Annotated in this window: 16 protein-coding genes; 9 read left to right on the top strand and 7 right to left on the bottom strand. The window is 69.7% G+C overall.

Annotated features, from left to right (window positions below; genetic code table 11):
• Positions 1-59: 59 nt before the first annotated feature.
• Together ACFIMZ_RS28635 and ACFIMZ_RS28630 are read right to left on the bottom strand one after the other, a co-directional pair.
• Positions 60-1685: an APC family permease gene (locus ACFIMZ_RS28635; RefSeq protein ID WP_431822835.1), complete on the bottom strand. Its 1626-nt coding sequence runs from the start codon at positions 1683-1685 to the stop codon at positions 60-62.
• A gap of 191 nt (positions 1686-1876) precedes the next feature.
• Entirely contained in the window at positions 1877-2797 is a 921-nt protein-coding gene (locus ACFIMZ_RS28630; protein WP_431822834.1) for a dihydrodipicolinate synthase family protein, read from the bottom strand.
• A gap of 250 nt (positions 2798-3047) precedes the next feature.
• On the opposite strand from ACFIMZ_RS28630, the gene ACFIMZ_RS28625 reads away from it, so the two are divergent.
• The 7 genes from ACFIMZ_RS28625 to ACFIMZ_RS28595 all read left to right on the top strand — a co-directional run bounded on the left by ACFIMZ_RS28625 (position 3048) and on the right by ACFIMZ_RS28595 (position 7940).
• Entirely contained in the window at positions 3048-3980 is a 933-nt protein-coding gene (locus ACFIMZ_RS28625; RefSeq protein WP_431825390.1) for a 4-hydroxyproline epimerase, read from the top strand.
• Positions 3977-5104: an NAD(P)/FAD-dependent oxidoreductase gene (locus ACFIMZ_RS28620; RefSeq protein WP_431822833.1), complete on the top strand. Its 1128-nt coding sequence runs from the start codon at positions 3977-3979 to the stop codon at positions 5102-5104. Before ACFIMZ_RS28625 ends, ACFIMZ_RS28620 begins: the two co-directional genes overlap by 4 nt.
• A complete protein-coding gene (locus ACFIMZ_RS28615) occupies positions 5101-5334 on the top strand; it encodes a (2Fe-2S)-binding protein (protein ID WP_431822832.1) in 234 nt (77 codons plus the stop codon). Before ACFIMZ_RS28620 ends, ACFIMZ_RS28615 begins: the two co-directional genes overlap by 4 nt.
• Positions 5331-6590, top strand: a complete 1260-nt coding sequence (locus ACFIMZ_RS28610) for an FAD-dependent oxidoreductase (RefSeq protein WP_431822831.1) — start codon at positions 5331-5333, stop codon at positions 6588-6590. The genes ACFIMZ_RS28615 and ACFIMZ_RS28610 overlap by 4 nt, the downstream gene beginning before the upstream one ends.
• Positions 6591-6741: 151 nt before the next feature.
• On the top strand, positions 6742-7092 hold the full coding sequence (locus tag ACFIMZ_RS28605; protein ID WP_431822830.1) for an ArsR/SmtB family transcription factor: 351 nt from the start codon (positions 6742-6744) through the stop codon (positions 7090-7092).
• Complete coding sequence (locus ACFIMZ_RS28600; protein ID WP_431822829.1) at positions 7082-7516, top strand: YeeE/YedE family protein; 435 nt, start codon at positions 7082-7084, stop codon at positions 7514-7516. Before ACFIMZ_RS28605 ends, ACFIMZ_RS28600 begins: the two co-directional genes overlap by 11 nt.
• A gap of 1 nt (position 7517) precedes the next feature.
• A complete protein-coding gene (locus ACFIMZ_RS28595; RefSeq protein WP_431822828.1) occupies positions 7518-7940 on the top strand; it encodes a DUF6691 family protein in 423 nt (140 codons plus the stop codon).
• Between the two features lie 52 nt (positions 7941-7992).
• Here the strand turns inward: ACFIMZ_RS28595 and ACFIMZ_RS28590 are convergent, their stop codons facing one another.
• Complete coding sequence (locus tag ACFIMZ_RS28590; RefSeq protein WP_431822827.1) at positions 7993-8325, bottom strand: hypothetical protein; 333 nt, start codon at positions 8323-8325, stop codon at positions 7993-7995.
• A 202-nt stretch (positions 8326-8527) separates the two neighbouring features.
• Between ACFIMZ_RS28590 and ACFIMZ_RS28585 the strand changes: the two genes are divergently transcribed.
• A complete protein-coding gene (locus tag ACFIMZ_RS28585) occupies positions 8528-10009 on the top strand; it encodes a PLP-dependent aminotransferase family protein (RefSeq protein WP_431822826.1) in 1482 nt (493 codons plus the stop codon).
• A gap of 39 nt (positions 10010-10048) precedes the next feature.
• On the opposite strand, the gene ACFIMZ_RS28580 is transcribed toward ACFIMZ_RS28585, so the two are convergent.
• From ACFIMZ_RS28580 to ACFIMZ_RS28565, 4 genes are all read right to left on the bottom strand, one after another.
• Positions 10049-10324, bottom strand: a complete 276-nt coding sequence (locus ACFIMZ_RS28580) for a hypothetical protein (protein ID WP_431822825.1) — start codon at positions 10322-10324, stop codon at positions 10049-10051.
• Positions 10325-10420: 96 nt separating this feature from the next.
• The gene (locus ACFIMZ_RS28575; RefSeq protein ID WP_431825389.1) at positions 10421-11737 is read right to left on the bottom strand and encodes a cytochrome-c peroxidase; all 1317 of its coding nucleotides are present in this window, start codon (positions 11735-11737) and stop codon (positions 10421-10423) included.
• 59 nt (positions 11738-11796) lie between these two features.
• Positions 11797-13269 (bottom strand): metallophosphoesterase family protein, encoded by a 1473-nt coding sequence (locus tag ACFIMZ_RS28570; protein WP_431822824.1) that lies wholly within the window; start codon positions 13267-13269, stop codon positions 11797-11799.
• Positions 13270-13642: 373 nt separating this feature from the next.
• Positions 13643-14509 (bottom strand): hypothetical protein, encoded by an 867-nt coding sequence (locus ACFIMZ_RS28565; RefSeq protein ID WP_431822823.1) that lies wholly within the window; start codon positions 14507-14509, stop codon positions 13643-13645.
• Between the two features lie 289 nt (positions 14510-14798).
• Here ACFIMZ_RS28565 and ACFIMZ_RS28560 point away from each other — a divergent pair, with 289 nt between their 5' ends.
• Positions 14799-15659: a class I SAM-dependent methyltransferase gene (locus ACFIMZ_RS28560; RefSeq protein ID WP_431822822.1), complete on the top strand. Its 861-nt coding sequence runs from the start codon at positions 14799-14801 to the stop codon at positions 15657-15659.
• The last annotated feature ends 48 nt before the right edge of the window (positions 15660-15707 follow it).

The raw sequence follows: 15707 nt of genomic DNA, 5'->3' as shown, positions 1-15707 counted from the left end.
CCTCGAAAAAGTGCGGGCCGGGCGCGCGGCCCGGCCGATGAAAAAAAGGGAAGGAGGCGTCAGCCTTCGTCGTCCTCGAGCTGCAGCTTCGCGGACGGCACGCCGGTATGCGCGCCCCAGTAATAGATGACGAGTGCGATCGCCGCGACGACGAGCGTGTCGTACGGATGCGCGAGCCGGCCCGTGCCGCCGAAGCCGCCGAAATACGACGCGACGATCATTGCCGCATAGAACGCGATCAGCCACGCCGACGAGCGCACCTGTTCGGCGAGGCTCAGGTGCGCGGTCGGCACCCAGCGGCGGCACGCGAGATAGATGACGAACATCGCGATCTGCAGCCCGAGCAGCCAGGACACGGTGCTCCAGCCCGACCAGTAGACGATCAGCGCGGCGATCGCGAACGACGCGGGGCCGGTGATGCCGAATGCGCTCGCGCGGAACGGCCGCGGCAGGTCGGGCGCGGTGCGGCGCAGCGCGGCGACCGACACGGGCGCGACCGCGTAGCTGAGCACCAGCGCGGCCGACACGATGTTGATCAGCGCTTCCCACGACGGGAACGGCAGCGTCCAGAAGATCGCGAGGCCGAAGGTCAGCCACAGGCCCGCGCGCGGAATGCCGGACGCCTCGTCGATGCGCGTGAACACCTTGAAGAACGTGCCGGTCTTCGCCCAGCCGTAGACGACGCGCGGCGTCGCGTTCATGTAGATGTTGCCGCAGCCGCTCGGCGAGATCATCGCGTCGGCGACGACCATCACCGCGAGCCAGCCGACGCCGAGCGCGAGCGCGATGTCGCGGTACGGCAGCGAGAACGCCTTGCTGACGTCGTGCCAGCCGGCGGCGAGCATGCCGGTCGGGATGCTGCCGATGAATGCGAGCTGCAGCAGCACGTAGATCAGCGTCGACAGCAGGATCGACAGGATCAGCGCGATCGGGATCGTGCGCTGCGGATTGCGCACCTCGCTCGCGACCGACACGATCGGCGTGAGCCCGAGGTACGCGAAGATGATGCCGCCCGCCGACACCGCCATCTCGATGCCCGGCATGCCGAACGGCGCGAAGCCGTGGAGCGTCAGGTTCGCGGGCTTGAAGAACGTGAACAGCACGCCGATCACCGCGAGCGGCACGATGAACTTGAAGAGGCTGATGATGTTGTTCGCTTTCGCGAACGTCTTCACGCTCGAGTAGTTCAGGTGGAAGAAGAAACCGAGGAGCGCTGCCTGCACGAGCCAGCCGAGCGTCGTCGGATCGCTGGACCCCTCGACGGTCAGGCCCGGAAACCACGCGGCCGCGTACTGGCGCGCGGCGACGACTTCGATCGCGATCAGGCTCGAAAAGGCGATCAGCGTGATGAAGCCCATCAGGTAGCCGAGCAGCGGGCCGTGCGAGAACACCGGGTAGCGGACCACGCCGCCCGCGCGCGGCAGCGCGGCGCCGAGCTCGCAGTAGACGATGCCGAGCAGCAGCACGGCGAAGCCGCCGAGCAGCCACGAGAAGATGCCGGCCGGGCCCGCGATCGTCGATACGTGACTCGCGGCAAACAGCCACCCCGACCCAAAGATGGCGCCGAGACCGATGAACGTGAGGTCGGTCAGCGACAGCTGTTTCTTGAACTTGCCGTGACCCGCGTCGGGGTGCGCGGAACGGGAAAGCGGCACGGACGGTTGTGCATTGCCTTGGCCTGGCATGGGCTTTGTCTCCTATGGGAATGTCGGCACAGGCGGAAGCCGCGCCGCGCTCCGACGGAGCGGCGGCGGCGCGCGCCTGCCGGCCGGCGGCGCCCGGTTCGATCGACCGGGGCGGGCCCGTGCGGGCCATGCCGGACCGGAGGCGGCGGCGCGACGGGGAAGGTGTGCGCGCCGCCGCCGGGGGAAGCGGGTCAGAGACCGACGTCGGGCAATGCCGGGCGCGTTTCGAGCGCCTTCGCGACGATCGCCTTCACTTCCACGAGCGTGTCGCCCTGCAGCGCGAGGCGCGGCGGGCGCGTGACCGCGCTGCCGCGGCCGACCAGCTCTTCGCACAGCTTGATGCACTGCACGAGGTCCGGGCGTGCGTCGAGGTGCAACAGCGGCATGAACCAGCGGTACAGCGCGAGCGCTTCGTCGAAACGCTTCTGCTTCGCGAGGCGGAACAGCGTCTCGCCTTCCTTCGGGAACGCGTTCGACATGCCCGACACCCAGCCTTCGGCGCCCACCGCAATGCTCTCGACCACGACGTCGTCGAGGCCCGCGAACAGCACGAAGCGGTCGCCGACCGCGTTGCGCAGGTCGATGAAGCGGCGCGTGTCGCCCGACGAATCCTTGAAGCAGACGATGTTCTCGCAGTCCTGCAGCGCGATCAGCACGTCCGGCGTCACGTCGTTCTTGTAGATCGGCGGGTTGTTGTAGACCATCACCGGCAGGTCGGTGCCCGTCGCGACCGCGCGGAAGTGCGCGGCGGTCTCGTGCGGCTTCGCCGAGTAGACGAGCGCCGGCATCACCATCACGCCGTCGACGCCGACGCGCTGCGCTTCGCGCACGGTGTTGCGCGCGAACTCGGTCGTGAACTCGGCGATGCCGGCGATCACCGGGACCTTGCCGCCGGCCGCGTCGCGCGCGGCCTCGATCACCTGGAGCTTCTCGCTCGTCGTCAGCGACGTGTTCTCGCCGACCGTGCCGCAGACCACGAGGCCCGACACGCCGTCGTTCACCAGGTTCTTCACCACGCGGTGCGTGGCGTCGATGTCGAGGGAAAAGTCCGGCTTGAACTGGGTGCTGACGGCCGGGAAAACCCCGGTCCACTGAATGGCGTTTCGGCTCACTGAAATCTCCTACGTTTGTGTCGGTCGGCCGACAGGTGTCGGTGTGGTGACCAGTATCGCCGTGCAAACGCCCATCACGCTTGAGTCGTTTCCCGGAGCAACATGACGAAATCGGCACAGCCGCCGAACGGTGCGGGGAGGGTGTCGCGCGCTGTGCCGATTTCGTCGTCGTCCTCAACGAAAATCCACAAGCGGGCGGACGCGCGACGGAGGAAGCTGTGCTCCTTTCCCCACTTTCGGACGACGCATGATGAAGCGCATCCAGATCATCGATTCGCACACCGGCGGCGAACCCACGCGGCTCGTCGTGTCCGGTTTTCCTGCGCTCGGCAACGGCTCGATGGCCGAGCGGCGCGACCTGCTCGCGCGCGAGCACGACCGCTTTCGCACCGCGTGCATCCTCGAGCCGCGCGGCAGCGACGTGCTGGTCGGCGCGCTGCTGTGCGAGCCGGTGTCGCCCGACGCGGCCGCCGGCGTGATCTTCTTCAACAACAGCGGCTATCTCGGCATGTGCGGGCACGGCACGATCGGCGTCGTGCGCACGCTGCACCACATGGGGCGCATCCGGCCGGGCGTGCACCGGATCGAGACGCCGGTCGGCACCGTCGAGGCGACGCTGCACGACGACCTGTCGGTCAGCGTGCGCAACGTGCCCGCGTATCGGCATGCGAAGGACGTCGTCGTCGACGTGCCGGGCCATGGCCCCGTGAAGGGCGACATCGCGTGGGGCGGCAACTGGTTCTTCCTGATCAGCGACCACGGCCAGCGTGTCGCCGGCGACAACGTCGCAGCGCTGACGGCGTACGCGTCGGCCGTGCGTGCGGGGCTCGAACGCGCGGGCGTCACCGGCGCGAACGGCGGCGAGATCGACCACATCGAGCTGTTCGCCGACGATCCCGAGCACGACAGCCGCAGCTTCGTGCTGTGCCCGGGCCTCGCGTACGACCGTTCGCCGTGCGGCACCGGCACGAGCGCGAAGCTCGCGTGCCTTGCGGCGGACGGCAAGCTCGCGCCGGGCGTCGTGTGGCGGCAGGCGAGCGTGATCGGCAGCGTGTTCCACGCGAGCTATGTCGAAAGCGACGGCGGCATCGTGCCGACGATCCGCGGCGCCGCGCACCTGAGCGCGGAAGCGACGCTGCTGATCGAGGACGACGATCCGTTCGGCTGGGGCATAGTGTCGTGAGCGACTTGAAGACCGACGTCGTCGTGATCGGCGCGGGCATCGTCGGCGCGGCGTGCGCGCACGAGCTGGCGCAGCGCGGCCTGCGCGTGCTGGTGCTCGACGACGCCAGCGGCGGCGCGACGGGCGCGGGCATGGGGCATCTCGTCGCGATGGACGACAACGCGGCGGAGCTGGCGCTGAGCCATTTCTCGATCGGATTGTGGCGAGGGTTGAGCGGCGGGATGCCGGAAGGCTGCGCGTATCGCAACTGCGGGACGCTGTGGCTCGCGGCCGATTCGAACGAGATGGACCTCGCGCGCGCGAAGCAGGCGACGCTCGCCGCGCATGGCGTGGCCGGCGAGCTGGTCGACAGCGGCGTGCTCGCCGCGCTCGAACCGATGCTGCGGCCCGGGCTCGGCGGCGCGCTGAGGATTCCCGGCGACGGCATCCTGTACGCGCCCGTGACGGCGAACTGGCTGCTGCGGCGCGTGCCGGGCATCGTGTTGCGCCGCGACAAGGCGGTCGCGGTCGACGGGCCGAGCGTGACGCTCGCGAACGGCGACGTGCTGCGCGCGCAACGCGTGGTCGTCGCGAACGGCGTCGCGGCGCGCACGCTGCTGCCCGAATTGCCGCTGCGGCCGAAGAAGGGGCATCTGCTGATTACCGACCGTTACCCGGGATGCGTGTCGCACCAGCTCGTCGAGCTCGGCTACGCGGCGAGCGCGCACGCGAGCGACGGCACGTCGGTCGCGTTCAACGTGCAGCCGCGCCCGACCGGCCAGCTGCTGATCGGCTCGTCGCGCCAGTTCGATACCGAAGACCCGCGCGTCGAGCCGCCGGTGCTCGCACGCATGCTGCGTCGCGCGGTCGGCTACCTGCCGGCGCTGGCCGACCTGAACGGCATTCGTTCATGGACGGGTTTCCGCGCGGCGAGCCCGGACGGCCTGCCGCTGCTCGGCGAGCATCCTGCGCGGCCGGGCGTGTGGCTCGCGGTCGGGCACGAGGGGCTCGGCGTGACGACCGCGCCGGGCAGCGCGCGGCTCGTCGCCGCGCTGATGTTCGGCGAGCGGCCCGAGATCGACGCCGAACCATATTTGCCGGGACGTTTCCTGTCGACGTCCCCCGTAGTCGGAGCGCTTTCATGATCATTCATCTGGACGGCGGCGCGCTGACGGTGGCGGACGGCCTGACGGTTGCCGCCGCCGTCGCGTCGAGCGGCGACGATACGACGCGCACGTCGTGCACCGGCGCGCCGCGCGTGCCGTTTTGCGGGATGGGCATCTGCCAGGAGTGCAGGATGACGATCGACGGACGCCGCCGGCTTGCGTGCCAGACGCTGTGCCGCGACGGGATGCAGGTGGAGCGCACGCGATGAAACACGAGATTCTGAGCGTCGACGTCGCGATCGTCGGCGCGGGGCCGGCGGGGCTGTCCGCCGCGCAGGCGGCTGCGCGAAGCGGCGCGTCGGTCGCGATCGTCGACGACAACCCGCGCGCGGGTGGGCAGATCTGGCGGCAGGGGCCGGGCGTCGCTGCGCCGCCGGCCGCGGCCGCGCGTTTCGACGTGCTGCGGCAACCGAACGTCCGGCATCTCGCGGCGACGCGCATCGTTGCCGAAGCGAGCCCGGGCACGCTGCTGCTCGAAGACGACGCACGCGGGCTGCTGCTCGAATACCGGACGCTGATCCTGTGCTGCGGCGCGCGCGAGCTGCTGCTGCCGTTTCCCGGCTGGACGCTGCCGGGCGTCACCGGCGCGGGCGGCTTGCAGGCGCTGATCAAGCACGGTCTGGACGTGCGTGGGCAGCGCACCGTGATCGCGGGCAGCGGGCCGCTGCTGCTGGCGAGCGCCGCGACGGCGCGCGACCGGGGCGCGCAGGTGCTGCACGTGCTCGAACAGGCCGCGCGGGCGGACGTGATCGGCTTCGGGATCGGGCTGTGGCGCTGGCCGTCGAAGCTCGCGCAGGCGGCGCGGCTGATGACGCCGGTCTACCGGCCGGATGCTTGCGTCGTCGAAGCCTTCGGCGACCGGCGGCTCGAAGGCGTGCGGATCAGGCAGGGCGGCCGCGAATTCGACGTCGAATGCGACCGGCTTGCGTGCGGATTCGGTCTCGTGCCGAACACGGCGCTGCCGAGCCACCTCGGCTGCCGGATCGAGAACGGCGCGGTGGTGGTCGATACGCACCAGCGCACGAGCCGGGAAGGGCATTTCGCGGCAGGCGAATGCACGGGCGTCGGCGGCAGCGAGCTGGCGATGATTGAGGGCGAGATCGCCGGTTATGCGGCGACCGGGCAGACGTCGCGGCTTGCCGGGTTGATTGCACGGCGTGCTCGCTGGCAGGCGTTTGCGGATGCGGTGCGCGAACGGTTCGCGATCCGCGAGCCGGTTCGCAAGCTCGCGCGGCCCGATACGCTCGTCTGCCGCTGCGAGGACGTGCGCTACGACGCAGTCGTGAACGAAGCCGGCTGGACGGCCGCGAAGCTGCAGTCGCGCTGCGGGATGGGCGCGTGCCAGGGCCGTGTGTGCGGCGCGGCCGCGCAGGCGCTGTTCGGCTGGACGCCGCCCGTGCCGCGTCCGCCGCTGGTGCCGGCGCGGGTGGGGACGCTGGTGCTGGATGGGGGCGACGACGCTTGAGGCGGGGCCGGTCGGTCGTTGCACGACCGCCGGCTTGGGGCGAGAAAAAGGCGCGGTGGCCCGGGGGACGCAATTCGCACAGAAGGGCTTCCTGGCGGCAAACGTTATATAAGTTAATATAATGTCCGTTCGTAAATTGTTGACACCCTCGATGAAATCCGACGCTTCATCTCCCTTTCCCGATCCCGAGCAGATGCGCGCCGCCGCCGAATCGGCCTGCGCGCTGCTGAAGGTCCTGTCGAATCCCGACCGGCTGTTGCTGTTGTGCGAGCTGTCGCAAGGCGAACGCTGCGTCAGCGATCTCGAAACGCGGCTCGACATCCGCCAGCCGACGCTGTCGCAGCAGCTCGGCGTGCTGCGCGACAACGCGCTGGTCCGTACGCGCCGCGAAGGCAAGAACATCCATTACTCGCTTGACAGCCCGGCCGCGATCGCGGTGATGGCGGTGCTGTACGAGCAATTCTGCGGCCCGTCTGCGAAGGGGAAGCGCGATGCAGCTTGATGCGTCTCATTTCACGCCGTGGCTGTCGCTCGCGGGCGGCGTGCTGATCGGGCTCGCGGCCGCAGGGTTCGTCGCGTTCAACGGCCGCGTGGCCGGGATCAGCGGCATTGTCGGCGGTTTGCTCGCGCCCCGTGCGGACGGGCGCGACTGGCGGCTGGCGTTCGTCGCGGGGCTGATCGTCGCGCCGCTCGTGTTGCGCGCGGCCGGAATCGGTGCGACGCCGCAGGTCGACGCGAGCTGGCCTGTCGTCATCGCGGCCGGCCTGCTGGTCGGGATCGGCACGCGTTACGCGGGTGGATGCACGAGCGGCCACGGCGTGTGCGGGCTGTCGCGCGGGTCGGTGCGCTCGCTGGTCGCGACGGCGACGTTCATGGCCGTCGGGTTCCTGACCGTGTTCGTGCAGCGGCACCTGCTGGGAGGCTGACATGGCGGCATGGTTCGCATTCTTCGCGGGGCTGGTCTTCGGCGGCGGGCTCGTCGTGTCGGGCATGGCCAATCCGCAGAAAGTCCTCGGCTTTCTCGATCTCGCGGGAGGCTGGGATCCGTCGCTTGCCTTCGTGATGGCCGGCGCGACGGGTGTCGGCGTGCTCGCATTCGCATGGGCGAAGCGCCGCACGCGGTCGTGGCTCGGCCTGCCGATGCAGTTGCCGGCCGCGCGAGCGATTACCGTGCGTCTGGTGGCGGGCAGCGCGGCGTTCGGAGCCGGCTGGGGGCTGGCGGGGTTCTGTCCGGGGCCCGCGATCGTGTCGATCGGCTTCGGATCGCTCAAGGGGATCGGGTTCGTCGTCGCGATGCTGGCGGGGATGGCTGCGTTCGAGTGGATCGAGCGGCGCCGGGCCGCGCGGTGACGGGCCGGCCGCGAGGCCGGCTCTCAAGTCGGCGAGTGGCGAAGGCCGGACGTCATGACGTCGCCGTTCGCCCGCGGCGCAAGCGCGCCCGCCACGCGTCGAGCACGCCGCGCCATCCGGCACGCGGCTCCGGCGCGACCACCGCCGTACTGGCCGCCGCCGCGCCGGAAGGCGCGAGCGACGCATGGCCGGCCGTTTCGATCGTCAGGCAGTCGCCGGCGTCGAGCACCCTGCGCGTGTAGTGCGGCGCGTCCGGCAGCCAGTCGGGACCGCCGTGCCGGAGCGTGACGGCGAGCGCGCCGTCCAGCACGATGACCTGGCTGCCCTTGTCGAACCACGCGATGTGGCTTTGGCCGGCGTCCAGCCGGTAGTGTCGAGTCCGCATGGCGATTCCTTTCCCGGTTGCGCGCCGTCGCGTCGTGCGAGGCGATCGCATGTCGACAGGTTAGGGACGCCCGCCCGGGCGCGACAGATTCAGGGGACGGGAATCTGTTGCGGTGCAGGCATCAATTTGCGCGGCTGTATCGGCCGGTTTTCCCGGAATCTGTATCTGGCAGCAGATTGGCCGCGCGGGCACGATGGCCCGCATGAACCCCTCCCGCGACGCCTTCCGCCAACATCTGCCGATCGCCGGCGAGCCGCTGTACGAACGGCTCGCCGAGCACTACCGACGCATCATTGCCGCCGGCACGCTGGCGCCCGGCGACCGGATGCCGTCGGTGCGCGGGGTGATGGAGCAGCACGGCGTCAGCCTGTCGACGGCGATCCAGACGTTCCGGCGGCTCGAAGACGCGGGCTGGTGCGAGGCGAAGCCGCGCTCCGGCTACTTTGTCCGTCGTCGCGCGTCGGCCGCGCTCGAGACGCTGCGCGAAAGCGACGCGACGCCGCTGACGGTCGATCCGCCGTTCGCCGGCCTGCACGAGCGCGTATCGCGGGTGATCGACCGCGCGAACGCGATGCCCGATGCGCTGAATCTCGGTGGCGCATCCGCGTTGTCCGCGCTGTATCCGACGGCGCGCCTGCAGGCGCTCGCGATCCGGCTGCTGCGGCGCAAGCCGACGCTGCTCACCGATGCCGGCCCGGTCGGCGGTTCGCCGGAGTTCCGGCAGACGATGGCGAAGCGCGCGCTGGCGTATGGCGTGACGGTGTCGCCGGACGAAGTCATATCGACGAGCGGCGCCGTCGACGCGGTGAACCTCGCACTGCGCGCGGTCGCGCGGCCGGGCGACACGATCGCGATCGAATCGCCGGCGTTCTTCGGGCTGATCCAGCTGCTCGAGAGCCTCGGCCTGCGCACGCTCGAAATCCCCGCCAGCCCGACGACCGGGCTGTCGATCGAGGCGCTCGACGTGGCGCTGTCCGCCTATCCGGACATCAAGGCGGTCGTCGTCGTGCCGAACCTGCAGAACCCGCTCGGCAGCGTGATGCCCGACGACCGCAAGGCCGCGCTCGTCGCGCTGTGCGCGCGGCGCGGCGTGGCCGTGATCGAGGACGAGCCGTACCGCGAACTGGTCGAAGCGCCGCAGGCCGTGAAACCCGTCAAGGCGTGGGACCGCGACGGCACCGTGATCTACTGCCCGTCGCTGAACAAGGTGCTCGCGCCCGGCATGCGGCTCGGCTGGATGAGCGCGGGGCGCTGGCATGCGCGCGTGAAGATGCTGAAGTTTGCGCACAGTCGCCACAACGCCGCGCTGCTGCAGGCGGTCGCGGCCGAATTCGTCGGTTCGGGCGCGTTCGATCGCCATCTGCACCGGTTCCGCGAGCAATTGCGCGCGCAGCGCGACGCGACGATCGACGCGATCGCGCGCCACTTTCCGGCCGGCACGCGACTGAACCAGCCGCCGGGCGGCCTGATGCTGTGGGTCGCATTGCCGGACGGCGTGCGTTCGGAAGCGCTGTTCAATGCGGCGCTCGAACAGGGGGTGCGCATCGCGCCCGGCGCGATCTTTTCCAACACCGACCGCTTCGACACCTTCATCCGCATCGGCTGCACGCGACCGTTCGACGCACAGCTCGAAGCGGCTTTCGCGACGCTTGGCCGCCTCGTGCGCGCCGCGGCCGCCGCGTAACCAGCCGTGTCGTTGCGCCAGTTCGCTCGGCAGTCCGGCTCAGCGGCTGGCGGTGTGGGTGGCGAGGTGCTGGCGGATCAGCGACAGATAGCGATCGCCGACCGAGAAATCGCGCACTGCCCGCGGCTGAGCCGTGTGGCGCAGCGTCGCCGGCGCGCTGACGCCCAGGTACCGGCACAGGGCCGACGGAAAGGGCTTGCGGGTGTGCCCGAGCTGCCGCGCCGCGCGCTCCACGCGCGTATCGCCGACTTGCGTACGCAGCCAGGCCAGCACTTGGCGATCGGTGTCGTTGACGATCCGGACCAGATGTTCCATCGCGCACCTCACTGTTTATAAATACAGTGCTGTAAATATAACCAGTGTTTCGGGCGACCGCAAGCAGGCCCGGGGCCGTTGGCCGTTCGGACAGGGTCAGTGCGTCGGGGCGGGCGCGGCGGCCTTGGCGTGGGCGTGGGCGACGGCGTAGCGCGCGTCGGTCAGCGTGCCGAGGAACGCGACGAGGTCGTCGATTTCCGCTTCGGTCAGCGCGGGCGGCGTGCCGGGGCGGCGGTTCATCGGCGTCGAGTTGACGTTGATGTTGCCGTGGTAGGCCGGCGGCACGTCGTCGAACGTCGCGGCGCCGTGATACCAGTGCCGCGGATCGGTCGAGCGGGTGTTGTAGAACGCCACCGCGTCGCGCAGCGACGTGAACACGCCGTTGTGCATGAAGGTCTGCTTCACCGCGACGTTGCGCAGGCCCGGCGTGCGCAGGTAGCCGCACCATTGGTCCGGCTCCGGCCAGCGAAGCCCGCGCGCGGTGTCGCACAGGCCGTTGTCGAAGTGGCGCGGGTCGCGGTTGGCCGGCAGCGCGCGGTTGCGCGGCACGCCAATCGCGTCGTAGCCGAAATCGGTGAACAGCGAGCGCTCCGGCCGGCTCGACGTGTCGGACAGCGTATGGCAGCTCATGCAGTTGCCCTTGTCCGGATTCTTGAACAGCGCGAGGCCGCGCATCTCCTGCGCGGCGAGCGGCGTGCGGTTGCGCAGGTACGCGTCGAAGCGGGACGTGAACGGCGCCATCTCGTCGCTCTGCAGATACGCCTGGACCGCCGCGCCGAGCGCGCGCACCAGGCGTTCCGGGTCGCGCCGCACCCCGTCGCCGAAGCGCGCGGCGAGCGCGGGCGCGAGCTCGGTTGCGTCGACCTTGCGCAGCAGCGCGGCCGGCGACCGGTTGTTCATCTCGTTCGGATCGAACAGCGGCCCGCGGATCTGCTCGGCGAGCGTGTCCGCGCGGCCGTCGCTGAACAGGCCGCCGAACGGCGACGGCGCGGGCGCGTCGTCGTCCTGGTAGAAGTGGCGGCGCGGCACGTAGCGCACGTAGAGCAGCGACGGCGCGTTGCGCTGGCTGAAGCGCCCCGGGCGGCTGCCCTGCGGCACGCCCGGGCCCGCGAGCGCGGCCGCGGACAGCGTCGGCGCGAACGCGCGGCCGGGATCGTGGCAGCCGGCGCACGACATGCCGCGCGGCTCGGACAGGCGCGGATCGAAGAAGATGCGGCGGCCGAGCGCGACGAGCGTCGGGTCGGGCGCGAAGCGCGCAGTGGCCGCATCGATCTTGGCAGTGACCTGCGGCGTGCCGTTGCCGATCGTGCCGACGACGCGCGCGGGCGGGGCGCCGGGCAGGAGCACGGTGTCGGACGGCGCGGCGCGGCCGGCAAGCGGCACCCCGGCGGCGAGCGTCGCGGCCGCGAGCAGGGTCGCGAGGGCCGGGCGGGCCGTTTGGCCGGAGCGGCCGCTGCGTGCAGAACGTTTCGTCACGGCGCGACGAACCCCGTCTTGTCGCAGGCGAGCGTCGTGCCGGCCTGCGTGCACGACGCGAGCAGCTTGCCGGCGGCCGAGTACGCATGGAATACCCAGCCTGTCGCCGGCGCGGGACGGCGCTCCATGATCAGGAAGCCGAAGCTGTTGTTGTGCGACAGCTTGTCGATGACGGCGCCGGGCGCGGGCGTCAGGCCGGCCGGGAACGGGTCGGGCAGCGCGACGTCGAGGTTGTCGCCGCCGTTGCCCGACACGATCGTCGCCGGGTGGCCGGACGCGAAGTTGATCGCCTGGAAGTCGTGCACGTGCCCGTGCAGCGCGACGTGCACGCCGGGCGGGTAGTACGCCTGCGCGTTGAGGCTCGACATCACCGACTGCAGCGCGAGGTTGCCCGGCGCGGGCGTGCTGCCCGCGATCGGCGCGAACGCGAGGATCGGATGGTGATTCGTGAAGATCGTGGTCGACATGCCGGCCTTCGACGCGAGCGCGGCCACCGTCTGGAACTGCTTCTGGTAGATCTGGAATTGCGTGTCGGTCGTCTTCAGCGCGTTGCGCCCGACCTTCGCGGTATCGAACACGATCACCTGCGTGCCGCTGCCGAGCGACACCGCATACGGTTCCGAATAGTTCGCGTTGCCGTCGTTGGCCGGGTCGTTGCACGAACGCGCATCGCTGTACGGGCGTGGATCGAGGAAGCGGAACCAGCCCTGGCCGGCGCGCGCGCACTCCTCGTGGTTGCCGCGCACGACCACCCACGGGGCCTGCGCGAAGAGCGGCGCGGCCGGGCGGAACAGGTCGGCCTGCCACGTATCCCAGCCGTAGCCCCAGGGGCTGTCCTTGCAGCCGGCGATGTCGGGCGGGCACGCGTTTTCGCGGTAGTGATAGTCGCCGACGTGCAGCACGAGATCCGGCGACAGCTTCGCGACGCTCGCGGCGATCGTATCGAACGGCCAGACCGTCGAATCGTTGCACGCCTGCCATGCGTTGTCGGCCTTCTTCATCCGGCAGCCGGTGTCGGCGATGATCGCGATGCGCTGCGGCTGCGCTTTCGGCAGCGGCAATGCGCGGCCGGCGACGCTCGCGCCTTGCGCGTCGGCCGGCAGCGTCATTTCGCAGACCGAGACCGGGAAGCTCGACGGCTTCGAATCCGCCGGGGCGCTCGCGGTCGGCCGCTGCGGCGCGGTGGCCGCGCCGGCGCGCAGCGTCATCCGCGACACCTTGCCGTCGACGACGAGCTGCGGGCACAGCGGGTCGCTGGCGGACGCCGGCGTGAAGTTCGTGACGACGCGCGCGATCGGCTGGTTCGCGTCGCCGATCTCGACCCACGCGGCCTGCACGTTGATCGCGGCGCTCGCCGGGTCGGCGGGCGTATCGATGTGATTCGAGCACGCCGACAGCGTCGCGAGGGCCGCGATCGCCGCCAGCGAGACCAGGCGCGCGGGCACGGCGCGCAGGAAGAGTCGTCGCATGGTGGTCACCGTTGAAAAGCCGTCAACATACGCAACACGAATGTAAGAAATATGAAAACGATTCGGCGGGGCGCGGCGATTCGGCTCGCCGTCGACGCATTCTGCGCGATTCGGCGATCGATGTTCGGGCGAGATCGGGGGCGACGGGCGGGGGCTGGCGTGGATGGCGTTCCGCGCCGAGAGGGCGCGGGCGGCGGTCGGAAGGATCGAAGCACGGGCGGAACTCGTGTCGGCGAGCCCCCCGATGCGTTGCGGCGGTTGCGCGACGGTGTCGGCGCTTGTCCTGGAGTCGACTCGAGGCGACACACTGGCGCATCGCCTTTCGGCGATTGCGGTTTCGGCCGATTCTCTGCGTGGCGTTCGCCGCGAAGCGCTAGCGCGCAGCCGGTGTGTCCTGAGTTGCCGACGCGGCAATCTTCGCGCCATTTCGGGCATGCGGGCCTTGCTCGAGCAGCATCTCGACCACGCTCTTGTAGGAAGTCCCGCTGCCTTCAGCCTGGTTCGTGTGGAAGTTGAAGTCGAGCGAGATCCAGTACTGCAATTTCGACGCGTAGTCGTCGGGGTATTGCGCTTGCTCGATCGCCGGCAGGCCCTTGTAGTGCTTGAGCACTTCGGCAAAGAAGTCGTTCTGTTTCCCGGTCCTCTGATATTCGAGATTGCCTTCCGCAATGACCCGAACGCGCCATGCCTGTTCCTGATCGTAGGCTTCGTGCCAGGCCGCTTGCCGCTCGTTGACGGTAAATGAGCCGCCATCGTCATAGGCAATGGCGTCCAGCTGCTCGCGAGACATGCCCTTGAACGGGTTGGTGCCGATGCCATGGGAAAAATCCGTGGCTTGCTTGGCCAGCGCCAAAGCTTGCGGGTCGTCCGATTTCGGGAGCTCGGCGTCGTGTTTGGCCCTGTTTGCGGCCCAGGTATCGCCGGCAATTCGATCATCGATGGTTCTGGCCAATTCACCCAATTCCTTTCGGCTGAGTGTGCTATTGCGTGCTTGAGCGCGCGATTCCGCATCACTCAACTGCTGGGCGAGCCACGAGACGGTAACGGAACCTGCTTTGGTCGCGGTGCTGACAGGCGATTTTTCCTGACTTGATGCGGGTTGAGCCTGAGTTTGCGTATACAGCGGCGTGCTGCTGGTGTTGCTGGTGATGGCGATCGCCATGGAACCCTCGTTGTTGTTGGAATATGCGCCCGACGACGTGCTCTCAGGACTGTCGAAATCGCGCTGATGGATTTTCATCAACCTCGGGCATCATTGCTTCATGTCGAATTCGACTGCCAGCCTTGCAGTCGTTCTTGCTTTCAATCCATGAAGGGTGGTTGCAAGAAAGATTAACGGCAGCTAACTGCCAGGGTTTAGACCACTCGCAAAATCAATTGACATCTGTCGTCGGGCTGGCCGAGTTTCCGTTCCGGTCTTGTTTCGAAAGGCGTTTGCGTCGATGGCGTCCGCCGCCGCTTGACTTCAAGCCGGCTTGAAGCAGCACACTGCCGATTCGCCTTTCGAGGGCATCCACAGGAAAACGATCATGAACCACACCCAGCCCGCCAACGGTGAACTGGCCGCACTCTGGAACGGGCCGTCCGGCCGCGCGTGGGTCGACATGCAAGCGGTGCTCGACCGGATGTTCGAGCCGTTCGAGGAACTGCTCGTCGAAGCGGCCGCCGCCACGGGCGCGCGGCAGGTGCTCGACGTCGGCTGCGGCACGGGCGCCGTCACGGTCGCCGTCGCGCGGCGGCTCGGCGCGCAGGGGCACTGTACCGGCGTCGACGTATCGGCGCCGATGCTCGACGCAGCGCGGGCGCGCGCCGAGCGCGCCGAGCGCGCAGGCGTCAGCGCCGGGTTCTTCCGCGCGGATGCGCAGACGCATGCGTTTGCGCCCGCGAGCTTCGACCTGATCGTGTCGCGCCTGGGCGTGATGTTCTTCGACGATCCGGTCCGGGCGTTCGCGAACCTGCGGCACGCGGCCGCCGACGGCGCGCGGTTGTGCGCGATCGCCTGGCGCAGCGCGGCGGAGAACCCGTTCATGACGACCGCCGAGCACGCCGCGGCGCCGCTGCTGCCGGGCCTGCCGCCCCGCATCCCCGGCGCGCCCGGACAGTTCGCGTTCGGCGACGGGGAGCGGGTCGCGTCGATGCTCGACGCGAGCGGCTGGACCGGCATCGACATCCGGCCGATCGACGTGCAATGCGTGCTGCCGACGCATGCATTGGCCGATTTCGTGTCGCGGCTGGGCCCCGTCGCTCTCGCGCTGCGCGACGTGGACGACGCGACGCGCGTGCGCGTGGTCGAAACGGCCAGTGCGGCATTCGAGCCGTACGTGCGCGGCGACGAACTGCGTTTCGACGCGGCGTGCTGGATGATCTGCGCGCACAAGCACGGCGCGTAGACAGGCGCGTGGGCGGTTCAGGGCGCGGCTGCTTGCGTCAAGCCGAGC

The sequence above is a fragment of the Burkholderia sp. F1 genome, assembly GCF_050813845.1.
Classification (GTDB): Bacteria; Pseudomonadota; Gammaproteobacteria; order Burkholderiales; family Burkholderiaceae; genus Burkholderia; species Burkholderia ubonensis.
This window is presented reverse-complemented; position numbering and strand designations above follow the sequence as displayed.